Origin of the sequence: Hartmannibacter diazotrophicus (assembly GCF_900231165.1) — a bacterium.
Classification (GTDB): Bacteria; Pseudomonadota; Alphaproteobacteria; order Rhizobiales; family Pleomorphomonadaceae; genus Hartmannibacter; species Hartmannibacter diazotrophicus.
The window spans coordinates 4,118,434-4,139,605 of sequence record NZ_LT960614.1; the positions used below are offsets into that span (position 1 = coordinate 4,118,434).

Sequence of the window (21,172 nt, forward strand, 5' to 3'; positions counted from 1 at the left end):
CGGAGCGGCCTGCCCGCTCCCCGCCGATCATCCCGGCGTCCAGCCGGGCGGCGCCATCTCGAAGCCAGCAAACCGGAAACCCGGCGCGACCGTGCAGCCGACCAGCGTCCAGTCGCCGAGGCACTCCGCGCCCTGCCAGACACCCGTCGGCACGATCACCTGCGGCGCCTCGCCCGAAAGAACGTCGGGGCCGAGCGTCACGGTCGTCGTCGTGACGCCATCCTCCGAAAGCCCGAGCGCCAGCGGCGATCCGGCATAGAAATGCCAGACCTCGGCCGCATCGACCCTGTGCCAGTGCGACCGCTCGCCCGCTTTCAGCAGATAGTAGATCGCCGTGGAGAACGCCCGCCCGCTCTCGCCCGCCCGATCTTCGAAGGTCTGGCGATAGTAACCGCCCTCGGGATGCGGCTGGAGGCCAAGACGCTCGATGATGGCGTCGGCGGAAGCGGTCGGAGCCATGGCTCAGAAGCTGTCCTTGCGCCGGCGCAGTTCCGCGAAGACCTCGACCTCCGGCTTGCCCACCATGCCGAGCCGCTCGGCGATCGCCGGATCGTCGGCCCTCATGAAGGGATTGGTGGCAAGCTCGTCGCCGATGGTGGTCGGGATCGTCGCCTCGCCCTTCATGTGCTGGGTCATGACCTTGCGCACGCGCTGCTCCAGCGCCTTGTTGTGCGGATCGACCGTGACGGCGAAGCGGGCGTTCGAAAGCGTGTATTCATGGCCGCAGAAGACGGTCGTCTCGGGCGGCAGCGCGGCGAGCTTCTTCAGCGACTCCCACATGATCTGCGGCGTACCCTCGAAGATACGCCCGCAACCGAGCGCAAAGAGCGTATCCGCGGTGAAGACGACGCCCATCTTCGGGAACCAGTAGGAGACGTGCCCGCTGGTGTGGCCGGGCGTTGCGATCACCTTCACCTCAAGGCCGCTGGCATTCACCTCGTCGCCGTCGGCAACGAGGACGTCGAGGCCCGGAATGCGGTCCTTGTCGAGCGCCGGCCCGACGACGGTCGCGTTGGAGGCCGCCTTCAGCATCATCAGACCGTCGATGTGGTCCGAATGATGATGGGTGATGAGAATGCAGGTCAGTTTCCAGTTGTTCTGCGTCAGCACCTGCGCGATCGGCTGGGCGTCGGGCGCATCGACCAGGATGGTGGCTCCCGTTGCCGGCACATGCATCAGCACCGCGTAATTGTCGGTCAGGCAGGGCACGAGGGCGATCTGGACGTCTTCCATCAGGTTTCCTTGTCGTATTCCGGTCCCAAGTCCAGGCTCTGGCGGGCAAAAACCATGCGCCGCAGGCCTTACGGTTGGCCGACCGTAACGGATCGGGTCTTGGACTTGAATGCCGGTCTCGCCATTTATTTACTCCTGATGGTCAACACTGTTTGCGCACGCGGCGCCCGGTGTGGAAAACCTGTCGCAACGACGGCTACCGGCCATCTCTCGAACCCGAATGGGATGCGATGTATCTCGACGTCATCGATCTGCGCGACTTCTACGCCGAGGAACTGGGCGCGACGGTTCGCCAGATTCTGCGCCAGCGGGTCCATCACATCTGGCCGACCGTGCGCGGCGACCGCATTCTCGGGCTCGGCTACGCGACCCCCTATCTGGACGGCTTCGAGACGGAGGCCGAACGGGTCGTGGCCTTCATGCCGGCCGCGCAGGGCGTCGTGAACTGGCCCCCGACCGGCCCGTCCGCGGCCGCCCTCGTCAACGACGACATGCTGCCCCTGCCGGACGCCTCGGTCGACCGCGTCCTCCTCGTCCATATGCTCGAGATGGCCAACGATCCGCGCGAGGTGCTGCGGGAACTCTGGCGCGTCCTCTCCCCCGGCGGCCGCATCCTCGTGGTCGTGCCCAACCGGCGTGGTCTCTGGGCCCGGCTCGACACGTCGCCCTTCGGTTATGGCCGGCCGTTTTCGCGCGGCCAGATGACGACGCTCCTGCGCGAAAGCCAGTTCTCGCCGGTCATGTGGACCGAGGCGCTGCACATGCTCCCCGTCAAGCGGCGCCGGGTCCGCCGCCCCTCCTCCCCCTGGGAGGCGATCGGCCAGAAATTCTGGCCGGCCTTTGCCGGCGTCATCATCGTCGAGGCGACGAAGCTCCTCTATCAGGGCCTGCCCGTGAAGGAGAAGGTGCGACTGAAACCCGCCTTCCGCCCATCCCTCATTCCGGCTGGCGCGAGCCCCATGGGCCGGGAAGACGCCACCGCTGCGGCTCCCCTGGCGGACGCCGGCCTTCTGCAGCATTCCTCCTTTCCGGCGACGGATCGGGCATAGGCTCCGGCCAGTTCCTCAGGCAGCGACAGTTCGCGACGGCGCCGTCCTTGGCGCGCTCCATCGCATTCGCGCTTTTTCGATGACATTTGCATTCGGACCACCTATGTTCGTTTTCATTGAAAGCGAACATTGCATTGGGCCGAATCGCGCATGCTCATTCCCCGGCAAACGGAAATCCTGGATCTGGCCCGCCGCGTCGGGCGCGTCGGCGTGGATGAACTCGCCACGCGCTTCGACGTCACGCCCCAGACGATCCGGCGCGATCTCAATGAACTCTGCGACCGCAAGCTCCTGATGCGCGTTCACGGCGGCGCGGTCAGCCAGTCCGGCGTGGAAAACATGGAATACGGCGCCCGGCGGTCGATCGCCGCCGATGAAAAGGCGACGATCGGCGCCTGCGCGGCAAAGCTCATTCCCGACGAAGCCTCGCTCTTCATCAACATCGGCACCACGACCGAAGCCGTGGCGCATGCCCTGCTACAGCATCGCGGCCTGATGATCATCACCAATAACATCAATGTTGCCAATGTGATGCGCGTTCACGCCGGCTTCGAGGTGGTGATCGCCGGCGGCGTCGTGCGCCAGGCCGATGGCGGTATCGTCGGCGAAGCCGCGGTCGACTTCATCCGCCAGTTCAAGGTCGACTACGCCATCATCGGCACCTCCGCCATCGACGACGACGGCGCCCTGCTCGACTACGATTTTCGCGAGGTGAAGGTTGCGCAGGCGATCATCGCCAACGCCCGCCACGTGATTCTGGTCGCCGATTCCACCAAGTTCGAGCGCACCGCGCCCGTGCGCATCGGCCACCTGTCGCAGGTCGATACGTTCGTCACGGATCGCTGCAGCGCACGCACGATCCGCCGCATCGCGCAAGAAAATGACGTGGCCCTGATCGAGGCCAGCCTGCCTCGCGAACAGTCCGTCGGCGACTGATCCTCATCCCCACAGCCTGTCGCAATGACGCCAGCCGCGCCTTGACCAAACGGTAAGGCTCGGAACCCGTTTGCATTTTCGCCATCGGGACGCGCTCCCGGGTTCACATTGCCGCCGCATTTTCGATTTTTTTCTATTGACCTTCGATATTTTTTCGAATTAGGCTCAGAACCATCGACGATCCATTCGCAATTGTTGCATTGCGAAACAAAAATGACGGATCGCGCCGCGCGTCGCATCGGGGGACGACGTCTCCGCTTTCGACACGCCAAGGGAGGTTGGATTGGTCTACGACATCTTCGTCATAGGCGGAGGCATCAATGGCTGCGGCATCGCAAGGGATGCCGCCGGCCGCGGATATTCCGTTTGCCTCGCCGAGACGAAGGATTTCGCCAGCGGCACCTCCTCCGGCTCGACCAAGCTCATTCACGGCGGCCTGCGTTATCTGGAGCATTACGAGTTCCGGCTTGTGCGCGAAGCGCTGATGGAGCGCGAGGTGCTCTGGCGCCAGGCCCCGCATATCATCTGGCCGCTGCGCTTTGTGCTGCCACACCACAAGGGCCTGCGCCCGGCCTGGTTCCTGCGCCTCGGCCTTTTCCTCTACGACCATATCGGCGGCCGCAAGCTGCTGCCGGCGACCCGGACGCTGGATCTCACCACGGATCGGGCCGGCAAGCCGCTGAAGACGCTCTTCTCCAAGGCGTTCGAATATTCCGACTGCTGGGTGAACGATGCCCGCTTCGTTGTGCTGAACGCGCGTGACGCGGCCGATCGCGGCGCTCACATCATGGCCCGCCACACGGTGGTGTCTGCCCGTCGCGATGGCGGCAAATGGTCCATCACGCTGCGCGACGAGACGTCGGGCGCCATCGAGACGGTCGCGGCGCGCCTCATCGTCAACGCGGCCGGCCCCTGGGTCGACAAGGTGCTCTCCTCGGCCATCGGCCAGAACGACGCGCACAATGTCCGCCTCGTGCAGGGCAGCCACATCGTCGTGAAGAAGCTCTACGACCACGACCGCAGCTACATCTTCCAGAATGCCGACGGGCGCATCATCTTCGCGATCCCCTACGAGACCGACTTCACGCTGATCGGCACCACCGACCGCGACTATGAGGGCGACCTGCGCGACGTTGCGATCACCGAAGGCGAAATCGACTACCTCTGCGCGGCCGCCAGCGAATATTTCGTCAAGCCGATCGTGCGCGACGATGTGGTCTGGACCTATTCCGGCGTCCGCCCGCTTTACGACGACGGCGCCAGCAAGGCACAGGAAGCGACCCGCGACTATGTGCTGAAGGTCGACGGTAGCGACGGCGCCCCCCTCGTCAACATCTTCGGCGGCAAGATCACCACTTATCGCCGCCTCGCCGAGGCGATGCTGGACAAGATCGCCGGCCTCATCGGCGCCAAGGGCGCACCGTGGACGGCTTCTTCCACCCTGCCGGGCGGCGATTTCGCCACCGATGGCTACGAGACGCTTGTCGCCCGCCTTCGCGGCGACCACCCCTTTCTGGCCGAGCGCCATGCCCGCCGCCTGGCCCGCCTCTATGGCACCCGCGCCTTTGCCATCCTGCAGTCCACGGCCTCGGTTGCCGATCTCGGCACCCATTTCGGCGCCGATCTCTACGAGCGCGAGGTCGTCTTCCTGATGACGCATGAATGGGCGGCAAGCGCCGAGGACGTGCTCTGGCGGCGCACCAAGCTCGGGCTTTCGATGTCCGGGGCCGAGGCCGAGGCGCTGGACAACTGGATGAAGGCAAACGCGGCAAGCTACGTGACCGCGCGCGCCGCGGAATAGACGAGAGCCGGAGGCCGCCCCTGTCGGCGGGTCCGGAAGAACGGTTCAGACGGGACGCCGGCAAAAGGTTGAGGAGCCTTGCGGCGCACCGTTTTGGGAGGGGACATGCTGGAACTGAGGAACGTGACCAAGACCGTCGGACGCGAGACGCATATCGCCGACGTGTCGATGCGTCTCGAAAAGGGCACGCTCAACGTGCTGCTCGGCCCGACGCTGTCGGGCAAGACCAGCCTGATGCGCCTGATGGCCGGCCTCGACGCGCCGACCTCCGGCGACATCCTGATGCGCGAGGTCAGCGTGGTCGGCATCCCCGTGCGCAAGCGCAACGTGGCGATGGTCTACCAGCAGTTCATCAACTACCCCTCGCTCACCGTCTACGAGAACATCGCTTCGCCGCTGCGCCTGCAGGGCGACGACAAGGCGACGATCGATGCCAAGGTGAAGAAGGCGGCCGACCTCCTGCGGCTCACACCCTATCTCGACCGCACGCCGCTCAACCTCTCCGGCGGCCAGCAGCAGCGCACGGCCCTTGCCCGCGCCGTGGTCAAGGGCGCCGAACTCGTCCTCCTCGACGAACCGCTCGCCAATCTCGACTACAAACTGCGCGAGGAACTGCGCGAGGAGCTTCCGAAGATCTTCGCCGAGACCGGCGCGATCTTCGTCTATGCGACGACCGAGCCGTCCGAGGCCCTGCTGCTCGGCGGCAACACGGCAACGCTGTCGGAAGGCCGCGTGACCCAGTTCGGCCCCACCATCGATGTCTTCAACCGGCCGGCCGACCTCATCACCGCCGAGACCTTCTCCGATCCGCCGCTCAACAGCCTCGAGATCCGCAAGTCCGGCCAGGACTTCATTCTCGGCGAGGGTGTGCAGGTGACCGCGCCGAAGGCCGCGGCGAGCCTCGGCGAAGGCAGCTACACCATCGGCTTCCGCCCGCATCACCTTTATCTCGACCGGCCGCACGACAAGGCCATCGCGATCGAGGTTCCGGTCGCCGTCACCGAGATCTCGGGCTCGGAGAGTTTCGTCCACGTCGACTTCGCCGACGCCCGCTGGGTGGCGCTTGCCCACGGCGTGCGCGGCATCCAGGTCGACCAGCGCATTCCGGTCTATCTCGATCCGGAGCGCTTCTTCGTCTTCACCCCCGACGGCCGGCTCGTTGCCGCGCCCGGCGCCACCACCAACTGAGGGAGGCGATCATGGCCCGTCTGGTTCTCGACCACATCGCCCACTCCTATTACGCCAACCCGAGCAAGGCCTCGGACTTCGCGCTGAAGGAAGTCCATCAGACCTGGGAGGACGGCAGCGCCTACGCCCTCCTCGGCCCGTCAGGCTGCGGCAAGACCACCCTTCTCAACATCATCTCCGGCCTGCTCACCCCGTCCCATGGCCACGTGCTCTTCGGCGACAAGGACGTGACGCTGCTGCCGACGGAAGACCGCAATATCGCGCAGGTGTTCCAGTTCCCGGTCATCTACGACACCATGACGGTGGCCGAGAACCTCGCCTTTCCCCTGAAGAACCGGGGCGTTCCCGCCCCCGACATCAAGCGCCGCGTCGCCGAGACGATCGAGATGCTGGGGCTTGCCGACCAGGCGAACCGCAAGGCGCGCGGCCTCACCGCCGACGAGAAGCAGAAGATCTCGCTCGGGCGCGGCCTCGTGCGCCACGATGTCAACGCGATCCTCTTCGACGAGCCGCTCACGGTCATCGATCCGCACATGAAGTGGCAGTTGCGCTCGCAGCTGAAGCATCTCCACCGCCGCTTCGGCTTCACCATGATCTACGTCACCCACGACCAGACCGAGGCGCTCACCTTCGCCGACAAGGTGGTGGTGATGTACGAGGGTGAGGTGGTGCAGGTCGGCACGCCCGCCGAACTCTTCGAAAGGCCGCGTCACACCTTCGTCGGCTATTTCATCGGCTCGCCGGGCATGAACGTGCTGCCGGCCGAGATCGCCGGCAACGTCGCCCGCGTCGGCGGCGACGAAATCCGTCTTCCCGCGAGCTACGCCCCTGTCTCCGGCAAGTCCGAGATCGGCATCCGGCCCGAATTCGTGCACCTGTCCGACGATGCCTCGGGTCTTCCGATCACCGTGCGCGGGGTCGACGACATCGGCCGCTACCGCATCCTGCGCGGCCAGCTCGGCGCGCACACGCTCAACGCCATCGTGCCCGAGGGCCGGTCGATCCCGGAAAGCCCGCGCGTCCACTTCGATGCCGACCGCCTCAATGTCTACGCCGACGCCCATCTCGTCGAACCGGCAAGCCGGGGAGCCTGATCCATGAACAAGACGCTCAACAACAAGGCCTGGTTCATGGTCCTGCCGGTGCTGCTGCTGGTGGCGTTCTCGGCCGTGATCCCGCTGATGACCGTGGTGAACTATTCGGTCCAGGACACCTTCGGCAACAACGAGTTCTTCTGGGCCGGGACCGAATGGTTCGAGGAACTGCTCGGCTCCCAGCGCTTCTACGACGCGCTGGGGCGCAACCTGATCTTCTCGCTGGTGATCCTCGCCATCGAGGTGCCGCTCGGCATCGTCATCGCGCTTTCCATGCCGAAGAAGGGCTGGGGCGTTCCGGTCTGCCTCGTCACCATGGCGCTGCCGCTGCTCATTCCGTGGAACGTCGTCGGCACCATCTGGCAGATCTTCGGCCGCGTCGACATCGGCCTTCTCGGCCACACGCTCGCGCGCTTCGGCATCGACTACAACTACACCCAGGAGCCGGTCGCCGCCTGGATCACCGTCATCGTCATGGATGTCTGGCACTGGACGAGCCTCGTCGTCCTGCTTTGCTACGCCGGTCTCGTCTCGATCCCCGAGGCCTACTACCAGGCCGCCAGGATCGACGGCGCCTCGCGCTGGTCCGTCTTCCGCTACATCCAGCTGCCGAAGATGCACCGGGTCCTGCTGATCGCCATCCTCCTGCGCTTCATGGACAGCTTCATGATCTACACCGAACCCTTCGTCGTCACCGGCGGCGGCCCGGGCAACTCGACGACTTTCCTGTCGATCGATCTCGTCAAGATGGCCATCGGCCAGTTCGACCTCGGCCCGGCTGCGGCCATGTCGATCGTCTACTTCCTGATCATCATGGCGCTGTCCTGGGTCTTCTACACGGTCATGACCAACTACGGGCAGGGAGAAGGCTGATGTCCGACGTTACCACCAGCTCCGTCACCCGCGCACCCGACCGGGTTCCCGCCCGGGCCTCCGTGGTCGGCAAGGCGCGAGGATCGGCCCGTTTCGCGCCATTGATCCCGGTCGTCTACATCCTCTTCCTGGCGTTGCCGATCTACTGGCTCGTCAACATGAGCTTGAAGACGAACGAGGAAATCCTGTCCAGCTTCACGCTCTGGCCGCAGAACATCACCTTCAAGAACTACATGGTGATCTTCACCGATCCGTCCTGGTATTCCGGCTACATCAACTCGATCATCTACGTGGTGATGAACACCGTGATCTCGGTGGCGGCGGCCTTGCCGGCAGCCTACGCCTTCTCGCGCTACCGCTTCCTTGGCGACAAGCATCTCTTTTTCTGGCTGCTGACCAACCGCATGGCCCCGCCGGCGGTCTTCGCCCTGCCCTTCTTCCAGCTCTATTCGGCCTTTGGCCTCATCGACACCCATATCGCCGTGGCGCTCGCCCACTGCCTCTTCAACGTGCCGCTGGCGGTCTGGATCCTGGAAGGCTTCATGTCGGGCGTGCCGAAGGAGATCGACGAAACGGCCTATATCGACGGCTATACCTTCCCGCGCTTCTTCGTGAAGATCTTCATGCCGCTCATCGCGTCCGGCATCGGCGTCGCCTGCTTCTTCTGCTTCATGTTCTCGTGGGTGGAACTCCTGATCGCGCGGACGCTCACCACCACCGACGCCAAGCCGATCGCCGCCACCATGACCCGCACGGTCTCCGCCTCCGGCATGGACTGGGGCGTTCTCGCCGCCGCCGGCGTGCTGACCATCATCCCCGGCGCGCTCGTGATCTGGTTCGTCCGCAACTACATCGCCAAGGGCTTTGCCCTGGGGAGGGTATGATGAGGCGCGACGGAGAGGCGATATCTCTTGAGGAAATCAAGAACGCGTCAGTCGCCCTTCTGACAAGAATGCAGATGGCGGGCCTGAGCGAAGTGAAAGTGGCAGGAGACCAGGCACACTATTGGAAGGTGTTCCCCTCGGAAATCTTCAGCCCATCAGAGCCGTCGCCTGTAAAGGGCGGGGTGTCCGACGATCTGGGCGATCTTCGCAAGGAAATGGAGCAGAGGGACTCGGCTTATTCGCTTGGCTCTTTCTGGCATGCCTTGAATCACCTCTCCGGCATCCTGTCCGTCCTTGCTGCGAAGGACCTTGCCGGCGACTTCGATGAGACGCTGGACCAGATGGACTCTGACGTCTTTGAAGTCTCTCCGTCCACGGGCACTGATCGAGGAGTTTCATGATGGATTTTTCCTGGATGGCCTGGACGGCCCCGACCGCCGTCTTCTTCCTCGTCATCTTTTCGCTGATCGCGCTGATGGGTGTGTGGGAATATGTCTCGCCCGGCGGCGCGCCCCGTGTCGGCCTCCTGCGCTTCGAGACGACGCGCGGCGACCGCCTCTTCATTTCGCTGCTCGGCAGCGCCTTCATCTGCCTTTTCTGGCTCGGGCTCGTCGGCCCGAACCTTTGGTGGGCCGTGGCCCTCTCGCTGGTCTACGCCGTCGGCGTCTTCCGGCTGGTCTGAGAGGGGCACCACAGCATCGCGCCGAAAAGCGGAAACCGGTTTTCGGACAACGCGATGCGAAAACGAATACTTGGAGCGCCACGCTGATCGAGGAGTTCGGCAGGCGCGACAGGAACTTTCGGCGGGAAAAAGCCGCCGACGGCAACGCCGGAACGAATTCGACCGGCAACGATAAAGGGAGGACAACATGCGTAGACATTTGCTGATCACGGCCGGGGTGGCCGCGATGCTGGCAAGCGGAAGCCCCGCCTTCGCCGGCATGGACGAGGCCAAGGCCTTCCTGGACAGCGAGATCGGCGATCTCTCGACGCTCTCGCGCGCCGATCAGGAAAAGGAGATGCAGTGGTTCGTTGACGCCGCCAAGCCGTTCGCCGGCATGGAAATCAAGGTCGTCTCCGAAACGATCACCACCCACGAGTATGAATCGAAAGTGCTCGCACCGGCCTTTTCCGCCATCACCGGCATCAAGATCACCCACGACCTGATCGGCGAAGGCGACGTCGTGGAAAAGCTGCAGACGCAGATGCAGTCGGGTGAGAACATCTACGACGCCTACATCAACGACAGCGACCTCATTGGCACGCATTGGCGCTATCAGCAGGCGCGCAACCTGACGGACTGGATGAGCGACGAAGGCAAGGACGTCACCGACCCGATGCTGGACGTCGACGACTTCATCGGCACCTCCTTCACGACGGCACCTGACGGCAAGCTCTATCAGCTTCCCGACCAGCAGTTCGCGAACCTCTACTGGTTCCGCTACGACTGGTTCAACGACGAGAAGACTAAGGCCGACTTCAAGGCAAAATACGGCTACGACCTCGGCGTCCCGGTGAACTGGACGGCCTATCAGGACATCGCCGAGTTCTTCACCGGCCGCGACATGTCCTACATGGGCGGCCCGACCAAGGTCTATGGCAACATGGACTACGGCAAGAAGGATCCCTCGCTCGGCTGGCGCTACACCGACGCCTGGATGTCGATGGCCGGCATGGGCGACAAGGGCGAGCCGAACGGCCTGCCCGTCGACGAATGGGGCATCCGCGTCAACGAGAAGTCGCAACCCGTGGGCTCGTGCGTCGCCCGTGGCGGCGCGACGAACGGCCCCGCGGCCGTCTATGCCGTGACCAAGGCAATCGACTGGCTGAACAAGTATTCGCCGCCGGCTGCGGCGGGCATGACCTTTGGCGAGGCCGGTCCGGTTCCCGCCCAGGGCGAGATCGCCCAGCAGATGTTCTGGTACACCGCCTTCACCGCCGACATGGTCAAGGCCGGCTTGCCGGTGATGAACGACGACGGCACCCCGAAGTGGCGCATGGCCCCCTCGCCCCACGGCGCCTACTGGTCTGAAGGCACCAAGATCGGCTATCAGGACGCCGGTTCCTGGACGCTGATGAAGTCGACCCCGGTCGACCGTGCCAAGGCGGCCTGGCTCTATGCCCAGTTCGTCGTGTCCAAGACTGTCGACCTCAAGAAGTCGGACGTGGGTCTGACCTTCATCCGCCAGTCGACCATCAACTCCGACCACTTCACCGACCGCGCGCCCAAGCTCGGCGGCTTGATCGAGTTCTACCGCTCGCCGGCCCGCCTGCAATGGTCGCCGACCGGTACCAACGTGCCGGACTATCCGAAGCTGGCCCAGCTCTGGTGGCAGAACATCGGCGATGCCATGTCGGGTGCCAAGACCCCGCAGGAAGCGCTCGACTCGCTCTGTGCCGACCAGGAAAAGGTGCTCTCCCGTCTGGAGCGCGCCGGCGTCCAGGGCGACATCGGTCCGAAGCTCAACGAAGAACAGGATCCGTCCTACTGGCTGAGCCAGCCGGGTTCGCCCAAGGCCAAGCTCGAGAACGAGGAAGAAAAGCCGGTCACCGTCTCCTATGACGAACTGATCAAGTCCTGGCAGAACTGATCGTCAGGGATCCCTGATCCACCGGGGAGATTGATCCCCCTCCCCGGCCGGCGCCAGCAAGCGTCGGCCGGGCCGTTTGACGAAGCCCAAAGCCTGTACGACAACGATCGACCGCGCTCGCCGGATGGCGGCGTGGACAACCGAATTCACGCTGGAACCTTCCATGACGCACATCCTCGCCATCGACCAGGGAACCACGTCCACGCGGTCCATCGTCTTCGACGGGGCCCAGAAGATCGTCGGCAGCGCCCAGCAGGAATTCACCCAGCACTATCCCCATCCAGGCTGGGTCGAGCACGACCCGGCAGACCTCGTCCGCACCACCATCGAGACGATGAAGGGCGCGATCGCCGATGCGGGCCTTGAGGCCGCCGACATCGCCGCGATCGGCATCACCAACCAGCGCGAGACGACGCTCGTCTGGGATCGAAAGACCGGCGAGCCTCTCAACAACGCCATCGTCTGGCAGGACAGGCGCACCTCGGATATGTGTGCGGCACTCAAGTCAAAGGGACTTGAGGAGACCTTCACCGCCAGGACCGGACTGCTGCTCGATCCCTATTTTTCCGGCACCAAGGTCGCCTGGATTCTGGAGCATGTCGAGGGCGCCCGCGCCATGGCCGAGGCCGGAGAACTCTGCTTCGGAACCGTCGACAGTTGGCTGATCTGGAACCTGACCGGCGGCGGCATTCATGTCACCGACGCGACCAACGCGGCCCGCACGCTGCTCTTCGACATTCGCGCCAACGACTGGGACGACGACCTCCTCGCCGCGCTCAACGTGCCGCGCGCGATGCTGCCCGAGGTCAAGGATTGCGCCGCCGACTTCGGCATGCTCGATCCGGCAATCCTCGGGCATGCGATCCCGATCCTCGGCGTCGCCGGCGACCAGCATGCGGCGACCGTCGGCCAGGCCTGTTTCGAGCCCGGCATGCTGAAATCCACCTACGGCACGGGCTGCTTCGCCGTCCTCAACACCGGCGAGGAATTCGTCGCCTCGAACAACCGTCTCCTGACGACCATTGCCTATCGTCTCGACGGCAAGACGACCTACGCTCTCGAAGGCTCGATCTTCATCGCCGGCGCGGCCGTGCAGTGGCTGCGCGACGGCCTGAAGATGATCGACAAGGCCGCCAAGAGCGGCGAACTGGCAGCCGCCTCCGATCCCGAACAGGCGATCTACCTCGTCCCGGCGTTTGTCGGCCTCGGCGCCCCCTATTGGGACGCGGAGGCGCGCGGCGCCATCTTCGGCCTGACACGCAACACCGGTCCGGCGGAGTTCGCCCGCGCCGCGCTGGAGGCCGTCTGCTTCCAGACCGCCGACCTCGTCGAGGCGATGCACCGCGACTGGGCCGCCTCGGCGGAAACGATCCTGCGCGTCGACGGCGGCATGGTGGCAAGCGACTGGACCATGCAGTGCCTTGCCGACCTCCTTGACGCCCCGGTCGACCGGCCTGAAATCCTCGAGACGACCGCCCTCGGCGCCGCCTGGCTGGCGGGCCGCAAGGCCGGTTTGTGGCCGGACGAGGCGGGTTTCGCCGCGACATGGAAATGCGAGCATCGCTTCGCGCCGAAGATGGACGACGCAACGCGCGAGAAGAAGAAGGCCGGATGGCGGGACGCCATTGCCCGGACCCTTTCCCGTCAGAAAAACTGAAGCCCAAAACATCGCCATTTCAGCGGCAAGACTTGGGGTTAAATTCAATGACAACGTTGACAAGGTACAAGAAGCGATGAAACTGTCGGCTTGACCATTGCGCCTCGCCGCACCACCATACGGAGAACTCGCCAACAACGATCCGCAAAGGACGACAGCAGGACCGGAATGGCCGGCACGGATTTCGAAGGAAGCCGGGACCGCCACCAGGACCAAGCCGATGACCATCCGGCCATAAAAGATAAAGAACGAACGGCCAAAAGGCCGACGCCAACAGGGAGGTCCATCGATGACGTTTTCAGCACCATTGCGGGCATGCGCCGCCGCGGGCGTACTCATCCTCGGCATGCAGGCAAACGCCGCCCATGCCGAAAAGCTTTCCATCGTGTCCGGCGCGGTCGGGCAGGATCTGGAAGAGTTCCGGCTGCAACTGGCCGACTACACGGCCAAGACCGGCAATGAGGTCGACATTGTCTCCATGCCGGCCTCGACCACCGACCAGTTCGGCCAGTACCGGCTGTGGCTTTCCGCGCAGAACGCCGACATCGATATCTACCGCACGGACGTCATCTGGGCGCCGCAGCTCGCCAACCACTTCGTCGACCTGACGGAGGCGACCAAGGACGTCATCGGCGAGCATTTCGACGCCATCGTCGAGAGCCAGACCGTCGACGGCAAGCTCGTCGCCCTGCCGATGTTCACCGACGCCCCGGCGCTCTTCTACCGCAAGGATCTGCTGGAAAAATACGGCAAGGAGCCGCCGAAGACCTGGGCCGAGATGGCGGCGACCGCCAAGGAAATCCAGGACAAGGAGCGCGCGGCCGGCAATGCCAACATGTGGGGCTTCGTCTTTCAGGGCGCCGCCTACGAGGGCCTGACCTGCGACGCGCTGGAATGGATCAAGTCCTTCGGCGGCGGCCAGATCGTGGAGGCCGACGGCACCATCTCGGTCAACAACCCGCAGGCGATCAAGGCGCTTGAAACCGCCAAGAGCTGGATCGGCACCATCTCGCCCGAGGGCGTGCTCGCCTACAAGGAAGAGGACAGCCGCGGCGTCTGGCAGACCGGCAATGCCGTCTTCATGCGCAACTGGCCCTATGCCTTCGCACTCGGCAACTCGGCGGACAGCGCCGTGAAGGACAAGTTCGACGTCGCCCCCCTGCCCATGGGCGACGGCGAGAATGCCCGCTCCGCCGCAACGCTCGGCGGCTGGAACCTCGCCGTTTCCAAATATTCCAAGCACCAGGAAGCCGCGATCGGCCTCGTCAAATATCTCTCCTCGCCCGAGGCGCAGAAATTCCGCGCCGTCGGCTTCTCCAAGCTGCCCACCATCAAGGCGCTCTACGACGACAAGGAAATCGCCGAAAAGCAGCCGGTGATCCCGCGCTGGAAGGACATCTTCCTCAACGCCGTGCCGCGTCCCTCGGCCCCGACGAAGGGCGCCTATAACGAGGTCTCGTCGAAGTTCTGGACGGCGGTCCACAACTCGCTCTCCGGCGATGGAACGGCGGCGGACAATCTCGCCGAACTGGAAATCGACCTCGCCGACATGATGGGCGGCGGCTGGAACTGACCCTTCAGACGGCGGGGGCATCGTCCCCCGCCCTCTTCCTTCAAAAAGGGACAAGGGAGACGGGTGCTCCGCCCCTTCCTCCAATAAACGGCACCAACGAGCCGCATGAAGCGGCCGGCTTTCAGGGAGGGTTTCGGCCATGGCGGGAGGCGTCAACACCGGCTCCGAGCTTGGACGGCAACGCATCCGTTCCGCGTGGCTGTTCCTTGCCCCGATGCTCCTGATCCTGGCGCTCGTCGCCGGCTGGCCGCTGCTCAAGACGATCTGGTTCGGCTTCACCGATGCCAAGCTCGACACCGTCGATACGGCAAGCTTCGTCGGCTTCGACAACTACCTGCGGGTGCTCCACCTGCCGAGCGGGCGCACCGTCTACCGGGGCCTGCTGGTCGATCAGGCCTGGTGGCACGCGGTCTGGAACACGGTGCGTTTCGCATTTCTGTCCGTCTTCTTCGAGACCATCTTCGGCACCATCATCGCCCTGGTGCTCAACGCCGAGTTCAAGGGGCGCGGCATCGTGCGCGCCGCCGTCCTGATCCCCTGGGCGATCCCGACCATCGTCTCGGCCAAGCTCTGGGCCTGGATGATGCACGACCAGTTCGGCATCCTGAACGACATGTTCATGCGGCTGCACCTGATCGACGCGCCGATCGCCTGGACCGCCTCGCCCGACACGGCGATGGTCGCCGTCCTCATCGTCGACATCTGGAAGACGACCCCCTTCATGGCGCTGCTGATCCTCGCCGGCCTGCAGATGCTCCCCGGCGACATCTACGAGGCGGCGAAGATCGACGGCGTCCACCCGGTGAAGGTCTTTTTCAAGGTGACGCTGCCGCTGGTGCGCCCGGCGATCATGGTCGCGGTCATCTTCCGCGCCCTCGATGCCCTGCGCGTCTTCGATCTCATCTACGTCCTGACGCCGAACAACGACCAGACCCAGACCATGTCGGTCTTCGCCCAGGAAAACCTCTTCCAGTTCGACAAGTTCGCCTACGGTTCGGCGGCCTCGACGCTGCTCTTCCTCGTCATCGCGCTGATCACGATCCTCTACATCAAGCTCGGCCGGCTGAACCTTTCGGGAGGCGACTGAGATGAAGACGCTGAAATCCGTCGGCTTCTATGCCCTCGTCGCCATCATCGTCTTCCAGGCGGTCTTCCCCTTCTATTATGCGATCGTCACGAGCTTCAAATCGGGAACGTCGCTCTTCGAGGTCGACTATCTGCCCAAGGACTTCTCGCCGGCCAACTACATCGCCGTGCTGACGACGGGCTATTTCCCGCGCAACGTCCTCAACTCGCTGATCGTCTCCTTCGTCGTGGTGGCGATCTCGCTCTTCCTCGCGGTCACGGCGGCCTTCGCGCTGGCCCGTATCCGCTTCCGGGGCCGGGGATTGCTCCTGCTGACGGTGCTCTCGGTCTCGATGTTCCCGCAGATCGCCGTGCTTGCCGGCCTGTTCGAGATGGTCCGCGCGGCGGGGCTCTACAACTCGCTCTTCTCGCTCATCTTCGCCTACATGATCTTCACCCTGCCCTTCACGGTCTGGGTGCTGACCACCTTCATGCGCGACCTGCCGATCGAGATCGAGGAAGCGGCCATCGTCGACGGCGCAACGCCCTTCACCATCATCGTCAAGGTCTTCCTGCCGCTGATGTGGCCGGCGCTGGTAACGACGGGCCTCCTCGCCTTCATCGCCGCCTGGAACGAGTTCCTCTTCGCTCTGACCTTCATTTCCAACAACGACCAGCGAACGGTTCCAGTCGCGATCGCGTTGCTGTCGGGTGCGACGGAATTCGAGATTCCGTGGGGCATCATCATGGCCGCCTCGGTCATCGTGACCGCGCCGCTCATCGTTCTGGTGCTGATCTTCCAGCGCAAGATCATCTCCGGCCTCACCGCCGGCGGCGTGAAAGGATGACCATGACGCGGCGGACCACATCGCAAGTTTGAGAAAGACACGCCAGATGGACACCAAAGCCATGAGCAGAGGCGCAACGCAGATTGCCGCGAGCGATCCGGACTGGTGGCGCGGCGCGGTGATCTACCAGATCTATCCGCGCAGCTTTCAGGATTCCAACGGCGACGGCATTGGCGATCTCAAGGGCATCACCTCGCGCCTCGGCTACATCGCCGACCTCGGCGCGGATGCGATCTGGCTTTCGCCCTTCTTCACCTCGCCCATGAAGGATTTCGGCTACGACGTCGCCGACTACCGTGACGTCGATCCGATGTTCGGCACGCTCGCCGATTTCGACGACCTTGTCGCCGAAGCTCATCGGCTCGGCCTCAAGGTGATGATCGACCAGGTGCTCTCGCACACCTCCGACGTTCACGCGTGGTTCATGGAAAGCCGCTCCTCGCGCGACAACGCCAAATCCGACTGGTACGTCTGGGCCGATCCCAACCCGGACGGCACCTGCCCCAACAATTGGCTCTCGGTCTTCGGCGGCTCCTCGTGGGAGTGGGACACCCGCCGCTGCCAGTATTACCTGCACAATTTCCTCGTCTCTCAGCCGGACCTCAACTTCCACAACCGGGAGGTCCAGGACGCGATCCTCGGCGAGGTCCGCTTCTGGCTCGACCGGGGCGTCGACGGCTTCCGCCTCGACACCGCCAACTTCTATTTCCATGACGCCCGTCTGCGCGACAACCCGCCAACGGGAAAGAAGTCGGAAATCCCCGAGGTGAACCCCTACGGCTTTCAGGACCATGTCTACGACAAGAACCGGCCGGAAAACCTCAAGTTCCTGAAGCGATTCCGCGCGCTGCTCGACGAATATCCGGGCTCCACAGCGGTCGGCGAGATCGGCGAGGCCGGCAAGGCGATCGAACTGATGGCCGCCTACACCTCCGGCGGCGACAAGCTGCACATGTGCTACACCTTCGACTTCCTCGGCTACGGCTACGGCCGCGAGTTCATCACCTCGACGGTCAGGCGCTTCGAGGCGGGCTCGGCCGGCGGCTGGCCCTGCTGGGCCTTTTCCAACCACGACGTCGTCCGCCCCGCGACGCGCTTTCGCGACAAGAGCACCGACCCCGTCCGGCTCGCCAAGGTGATGGGCTCGCTGCTGCTTTCGCTGCGCGGCTCGGTCTGTCTCTATCAGGGCGAGGAACTGGGGCTCACCGAAGCCGAGATCGCCTTCGAGGATCTTCAGGACCCCTACGGCATCACCTTCTGGCCCGAGTTCAAGGGCCGCGACGGCTGCCGCACACCGATGGTCTGGAGCGAGAGCGAGCCGAACGGCGGCTTTTCGAAAGCCAGGCCGTGGCTGCCGGTGCCGGCCGAGCACCTGCCGATGGCCGTCTCGCGCCAGAGCACGGACCCGGCGTCCGTCATGGCGCACTTCCGGACCTTCCTCGCCTTCCGACGCCAGACCCCGATCCTCGTCAAGGGCGACGTCCAGTTCATCGAGGCCGAGCAGGAAACGATCGCCTTCGTGCGCCGTCACGAAGGCCGCGAAATGCTGTGCCTCTTCAATCTGGCGGAAAGCCCGGCGGACTTCATCCTGCCGAAGGAGATGCGCGTCGAGCCCGTCGCCGGTCTCGGCTTCGAGGGCACGGTGAAGGGCGATACCGTCACGCTCAACCACATCGACGCATTCTTTGCCTGGATCAGGTGAGCAAGGGCAGCGGACAAGAAAAAGAGTGAAATGGAGGAACCCCGATGGCCGACCTGAAGCTCTCGAACGTGAAGAAGGCCTATGGCCACATCGAGGTCATCCACGGCATCGACCTCGACATCAGGTCGGGCGAGTTCATCGTCTTCGTCGGCCCGTCCGGTTGCGGCAAGTCCACGCTCCTGCGCCTCATCGCCGGGCTCGAGGACATCACCTCGGGGACCTTCACCATCGACGGCAAGGTCGTGAATGCCCTGCCGCCAGCCAAGCGCGGCATCGCCATGGTGTTCCAGTCCTATGCGCTCTATCCGCACATGACCGTCTACGACAACATGGCCTTCGGCCTGAAGCTCGCCAAGGCCGAGCCGGGCGAGCTTGACCGGCGCGTCAGGAAAGCCGCCGAGATGCTGCAGATCACCGACTATCTCGACCGACTGCCCAAGCAGCTTTCCGGCGGCCAGCGCCAGCGCGTCGCCATCGGCCGGGCGATCGTGCGCGATCCGAAGGTCTTCCTCTTCGACGAACCGCTCTCCAACCTCGACGCGGCGCTGCGTGTCGCGACCCGCATCGAGATCGCCGGCCTGCACGAGCGCATGGCCCAGACGACGATGATCTACGTGACCCACGACCAGGTGGAGGCGATGACGCTCGCCGACCGCATCGTGGTGCTCAACTCGGGCCGCATCGAGCAGGTCGGCACGCCGATGGAGCTTTACCACACGCCCGCCAACCTCTTCGTCGCCCGCTTCATCGGCTCTCCGGCGATGAACATCGTCACGGCGAAGGTGGAAAAGGCCGGCGCCAATGCGATCGTCGCGCCGCAAGGCGGGCTCAAGGTGGCGACCAGCTTCGACCTGCCGCCCGGCATCGAGGGCTCGACGGTCCATTTCGGCGTGCGGCCGGAGGACCTTCGAGCCGCGCCCCACGACGATGCCTTCTTCGCCGGGACGGTGACGCTCGTCGAAAAGCTCGGCGAGGTGACGATGGTCTATGTCGACATCGGCGAGGACGAACCGCTGATCGTCAAGCTGGCCGGCGACGCCAGGATCAGGAAGGGCGAAAGGCTTTCCGTCAGTGCGCCGGACGAGTGCCTGCATCTCTTCGATGCGAACGGCAAGGCCTACCGGCGCCTTCCCGCCGTCGCGGCCGCCTGACAGCCCGATCGCTCGAACGGAGCGCCAGCGGCCCATCACGGACCGCACGGCGAAACGCGATCCATCAATGCGTGGTCTTGACCTCGGACGGCCTGTTCTTCCGCGCGGTCTTGTAGAGCAGCATGATCTGCTCGGCCTCGGAGAGCCCGTCGGCCATCGCCGCATCGGCCGCATCGGTCGGCGCCATGACGAGGTTGGAGTCTCCCGGCTGGAAGACGGGCACTTTCTGGGGAAAGCCTCTCAGCGTCCGCTCCCCGAGCGAGTCCCATTCGCCGCCGCTGTAGTTGGCGAAGATCTGGCTCGCGACGATCGGCGCACCATCCGTCTTGGCCAGTTCCTGCAGGCGTTGCACCTGATTGACCGCAGCCCCGAAGACGGAGAAGGTCAGCCGGTCGCGCAGGCCCACGTTGCCGAACATCACGTTGCCGACATGCAGGCCCATCCCGAAGCGGATTTCCGCCTCGCCTCGCCCCCGCCGCTCGACGTTGAGATCGACCATGCGCGCCTTCGCCTTGCGCACCGCCGCCATGGCGGCCTTGGCCGCCTGGATCGAGGGTTCTCGGTGACGGCTGCACGGATAGATCGCCAGAAAGCCGTCGCCGATGAAGCTCAGGATCTCGCCGCCATTGTGGGTGAAGGGCGTCGCCGTCGCATCGAAGAACTCGTTGAGCGTGTCGATATAGGCCTGCCTGCCCTCGCGCTCGGCCATCACGGTCGACTGGCGCATGTCGACCATCACCAGCGCTGCCCGGATGGTTTCGCCGTCGCCGCGCCGGATCTGCCCCGAGCGCACCCGCTTGCCGGCGCTGGAGCCGAGATAGGTGAGCAGCATGTTGTCGGCGAGCTTGCCGAGAACGGACATCTTGGCCGCAACCGCAAGGCTCTTCTGGATCTTCAGAAGCGCCTCGATCACGTCGTCGCTGAAACCGCCCGGCACGTCCGTCGCCCAGGAGCCGAACATGCTCTGGTCCACGCCCTCCCCGAAGGGCTGGACGAAGGCGAGGTAGTCGGTCACGCCCTCGGCCTTCAGATCCTCGAAAATCGGAAATTCCGACGGGGTCAAAGGATCGATCCGCCGGCGCAGGTGGTCGAGGTCGTTCTGCAGCAAATAGAAATAGGGGCTTTGAAGGAAGCGCTCGTTGAGGCTGTGTTCCTTCTTCAGCTGAAAGCTGACCGTCTTCACTCCCTTGCCCCGGCCCCAGGTGAAGCCGAGGGCGTCGTAGAGCGGATGGAGCACGGAAAAGCTGAGGTGAATGCGGCTCATCGGCATGCCGGCCGCGGCCAGGCGCTCGCAGAAACCGGAGACCAGTTTCTCCAGTTCCTTGCCCTCAAGGGCGGACGTCTTGAGCCAGATCGAAACCTGCTCGATCAGAATGCTGGAAACGCCGGAAGTGTGTGTGCTCATGAAAAGGGGGTATCCGGAAAGGAACGCCGGCGCGGGTCATGTCCTGCTTGGGGATGAGGAGGACAGATCGCAGGCTGATGGTCTTGAAAGATCGATACTATGCGACAGTTGCTTCATATAGT

Annotated in this window: 19 protein-coding genes; 16 read left to right on the top strand and 3 right to left on the bottom strand. The window is 64.3% G+C overall.

The annotated features are described in order from the left end of the window. Positions 1-27: 27 nt before the first annotated feature. The gene (locus HDIA_RS19210; protein ID WP_099557630.1) at positions 28-459 is read right to left on the bottom strand and encodes a cupin domain-containing protein; all 432 of its coding nucleotides are present in this window, start codon (positions 457-459) and stop codon (positions 28-30) included. A 3-nt stretch (positions 460-462) separates the two neighbouring features. After that, positions 463-1,233 carry a hydroxyacylglutathione hydrolase gene (gene gloB / locus HDIA_RS19215; protein ID WP_099557631.1) on the bottom strand — a complete coding sequence of 257 codons (771 nt, stop codon included), beginning with the start codon at positions 1,231-1,233 and terminating at the stop codon, positions 463-465. A gap of 170 nt (positions 1,234-1,403) precedes the next feature. Here gloB and HDIA_RS19220 point away from each other — a divergent pair, with 170 nt between their 5' ends. The 16 genes from HDIA_RS19220 to HDIA_RS19295 all read left to right on the top strand — a co-directional run bounded on the left by HDIA_RS19220 (position 1,404) and on the right by HDIA_RS19295 (position 19,645). Then, complete coding sequence (locus HDIA_RS19220; protein ID WP_245883977.1) at positions 1,404-2,282, top strand: class I SAM-dependent methyltransferase; 879 nt, start codon at positions 1,404-1,406, stop codon at positions 2,280-2,282. A 150-nt stretch (positions 2,283-2,432) separates the two neighbouring features. Further along, a complete protein-coding gene (locus HDIA_RS19225; RefSeq protein WP_099559018.1) occupies positions 2,433-3,218 on the top strand; it encodes a DeoR/GlpR family DNA-binding transcription regulator in 786 nt (261 codons plus the stop codon). A 283-nt stretch (positions 3,219-3,501) separates the two neighbouring features. Next, entirely contained in the window at positions 3,502-5,019 is a 1,518-nt protein-coding gene (gene glpD, locus HDIA_RS19230) for a glycerol-3-phosphate dehydrogenase (RefSeq protein WP_099557633.1), read from the top strand. A 105-nt stretch (positions 5,020-5,124) separates the two neighbouring features. Continuing rightward, positions 5,125-6,207, top strand: a complete 1,083-nt coding sequence (locus tag HDIA_RS19235) for an ABC transporter ATP-binding protein (RefSeq protein ID WP_099557634.1) — start codon at positions 5,125-5,127, stop codon at positions 6,205-6,207. Positions 6,208-6,218: 11 nt separating this feature from the next. Continuing rightward, a complete protein-coding gene (locus HDIA_RS19240) occupies positions 6,219-7,301 on the top strand; it encodes an ABC transporter ATP-binding protein (RefSeq protein WP_099557635.1) in 1,083 nt (360 codons plus the stop codon). A gap of 3 nt (positions 7,302-7,304) precedes the next feature. Then, on the top strand, positions 7,305-8,174 hold the full coding sequence (locus HDIA_RS19245; RefSeq protein WP_099557636.1) for a carbohydrate ABC transporter permease: 870 nt from the start codon (positions 7,305-7,307) through the stop codon (positions 8,172-8,174). Further along, a complete protein-coding gene (locus tag HDIA_RS19250) occupies positions 8,174-9,058 on the top strand; it encodes a carbohydrate ABC transporter permease (RefSeq protein WP_245883979.1) in 885 nt (294 codons plus the stop codon). Before HDIA_RS19245 ends, HDIA_RS19250 begins: the two co-directional genes overlap by 1 nt. Next, complete coding sequence (locus tag HDIA_RS19255) at positions 9,055-9,459, top strand: hypothetical protein (RefSeq protein WP_157775740.1); 405 nt, start codon at positions 9,055-9,057, stop codon at positions 9,457-9,459. Before HDIA_RS19250 ends, HDIA_RS19255 begins: the two co-directional genes overlap by 4 nt. After that, complete coding sequence (locus HDIA_RS19260; RefSeq protein ID WP_099559020.1) at positions 9,459-9,740, top strand: DUF2160 domain-containing protein; 282 nt, start codon at positions 9,459-9,461, stop codon at positions 9,738-9,740. Before HDIA_RS19255 ends, HDIA_RS19260 begins: the two co-directional genes overlap by 1 nt. A gap of 187 nt (positions 9,741-9,927) precedes the next feature. Beyond that, complete coding sequence (locus HDIA_RS19265; protein WP_173796263.1) at positions 9,928-11,649, top strand: ABC transporter substrate-binding protein; 1,722 nt, start codon at positions 9,928-9,930, stop codon at positions 11,647-11,649. 163 nt (positions 11,650-11,812) lie between these two features. Next, on the top strand, positions 11,813-13,306 hold the full coding sequence (glpK, locus tag HDIA_RS19270; RefSeq protein WP_099559022.1) for a glycerol kinase GlpK: 1,494 nt from the start codon (positions 11,813-11,815) through the stop codon (positions 13,304-13,306). Between the two features lie 289 nt (positions 13,307-13,595). Next, entirely contained in the window at positions 13,596-14,879 is a 1,284-nt protein-coding gene (locus tag HDIA_RS19275; RefSeq protein ID WP_099557638.1) for an ABC transporter substrate-binding protein, read from the top strand. A 139-nt stretch (positions 14,880-15,018) separates the two neighbouring features. Next, positions 15,019-15,966: a carbohydrate ABC transporter permease gene (locus tag HDIA_RS19280; protein WP_099557639.1), complete on the top strand. Its 948-nt coding sequence runs from the start codon at positions 15,019-15,021 to the stop codon at positions 15,964-15,966. A 1-nt stretch (position 15,967) separates the two neighbouring features. Next, a complete protein-coding gene (locus HDIA_RS19285) occupies positions 15,968-16,792 on the top strand; it encodes a carbohydrate ABC transporter permease (protein WP_099557640.1) in 825 nt (274 codons plus the stop codon). Positions 16,793-16,853: 61 nt separating this feature from the next. Beyond that, positions 16,854-18,494 (top strand): beta-galactosidase BglA, encoded by a 1,641-nt coding sequence (gene bglA / locus HDIA_RS19290; protein WP_099559023.1) that lies wholly within the window; start codon positions 16,854-16,856, stop codon positions 18,492-18,494. A 44-nt stretch (positions 18,495-18,538) separates the two neighbouring features. Then, on the top strand, positions 18,539-19,645 hold the full coding sequence (locus HDIA_RS19295; RefSeq protein WP_099557641.1) for an ABC transporter ATP-binding protein: 1,107 nt from the start codon (positions 18,539-18,541) through the stop codon (positions 19,643-19,645). Between the two features lie 64 nt (positions 19,646-19,709). Here the strand turns inward: HDIA_RS19295 and HDIA_RS19300 are convergent, their stop codons facing one another. Continuing rightward, positions 19,710-21,050: an adenylate/guanylate cyclase domain-containing protein gene (locus HDIA_RS19300; RefSeq protein WP_099557642.1), complete on the bottom strand. Its 1,341-nt coding sequence runs from the start codon at positions 21,048-21,050 to the stop codon at positions 19,710-19,712. Positions 21,051-21,172: the final 122 nt, after the last annotated feature.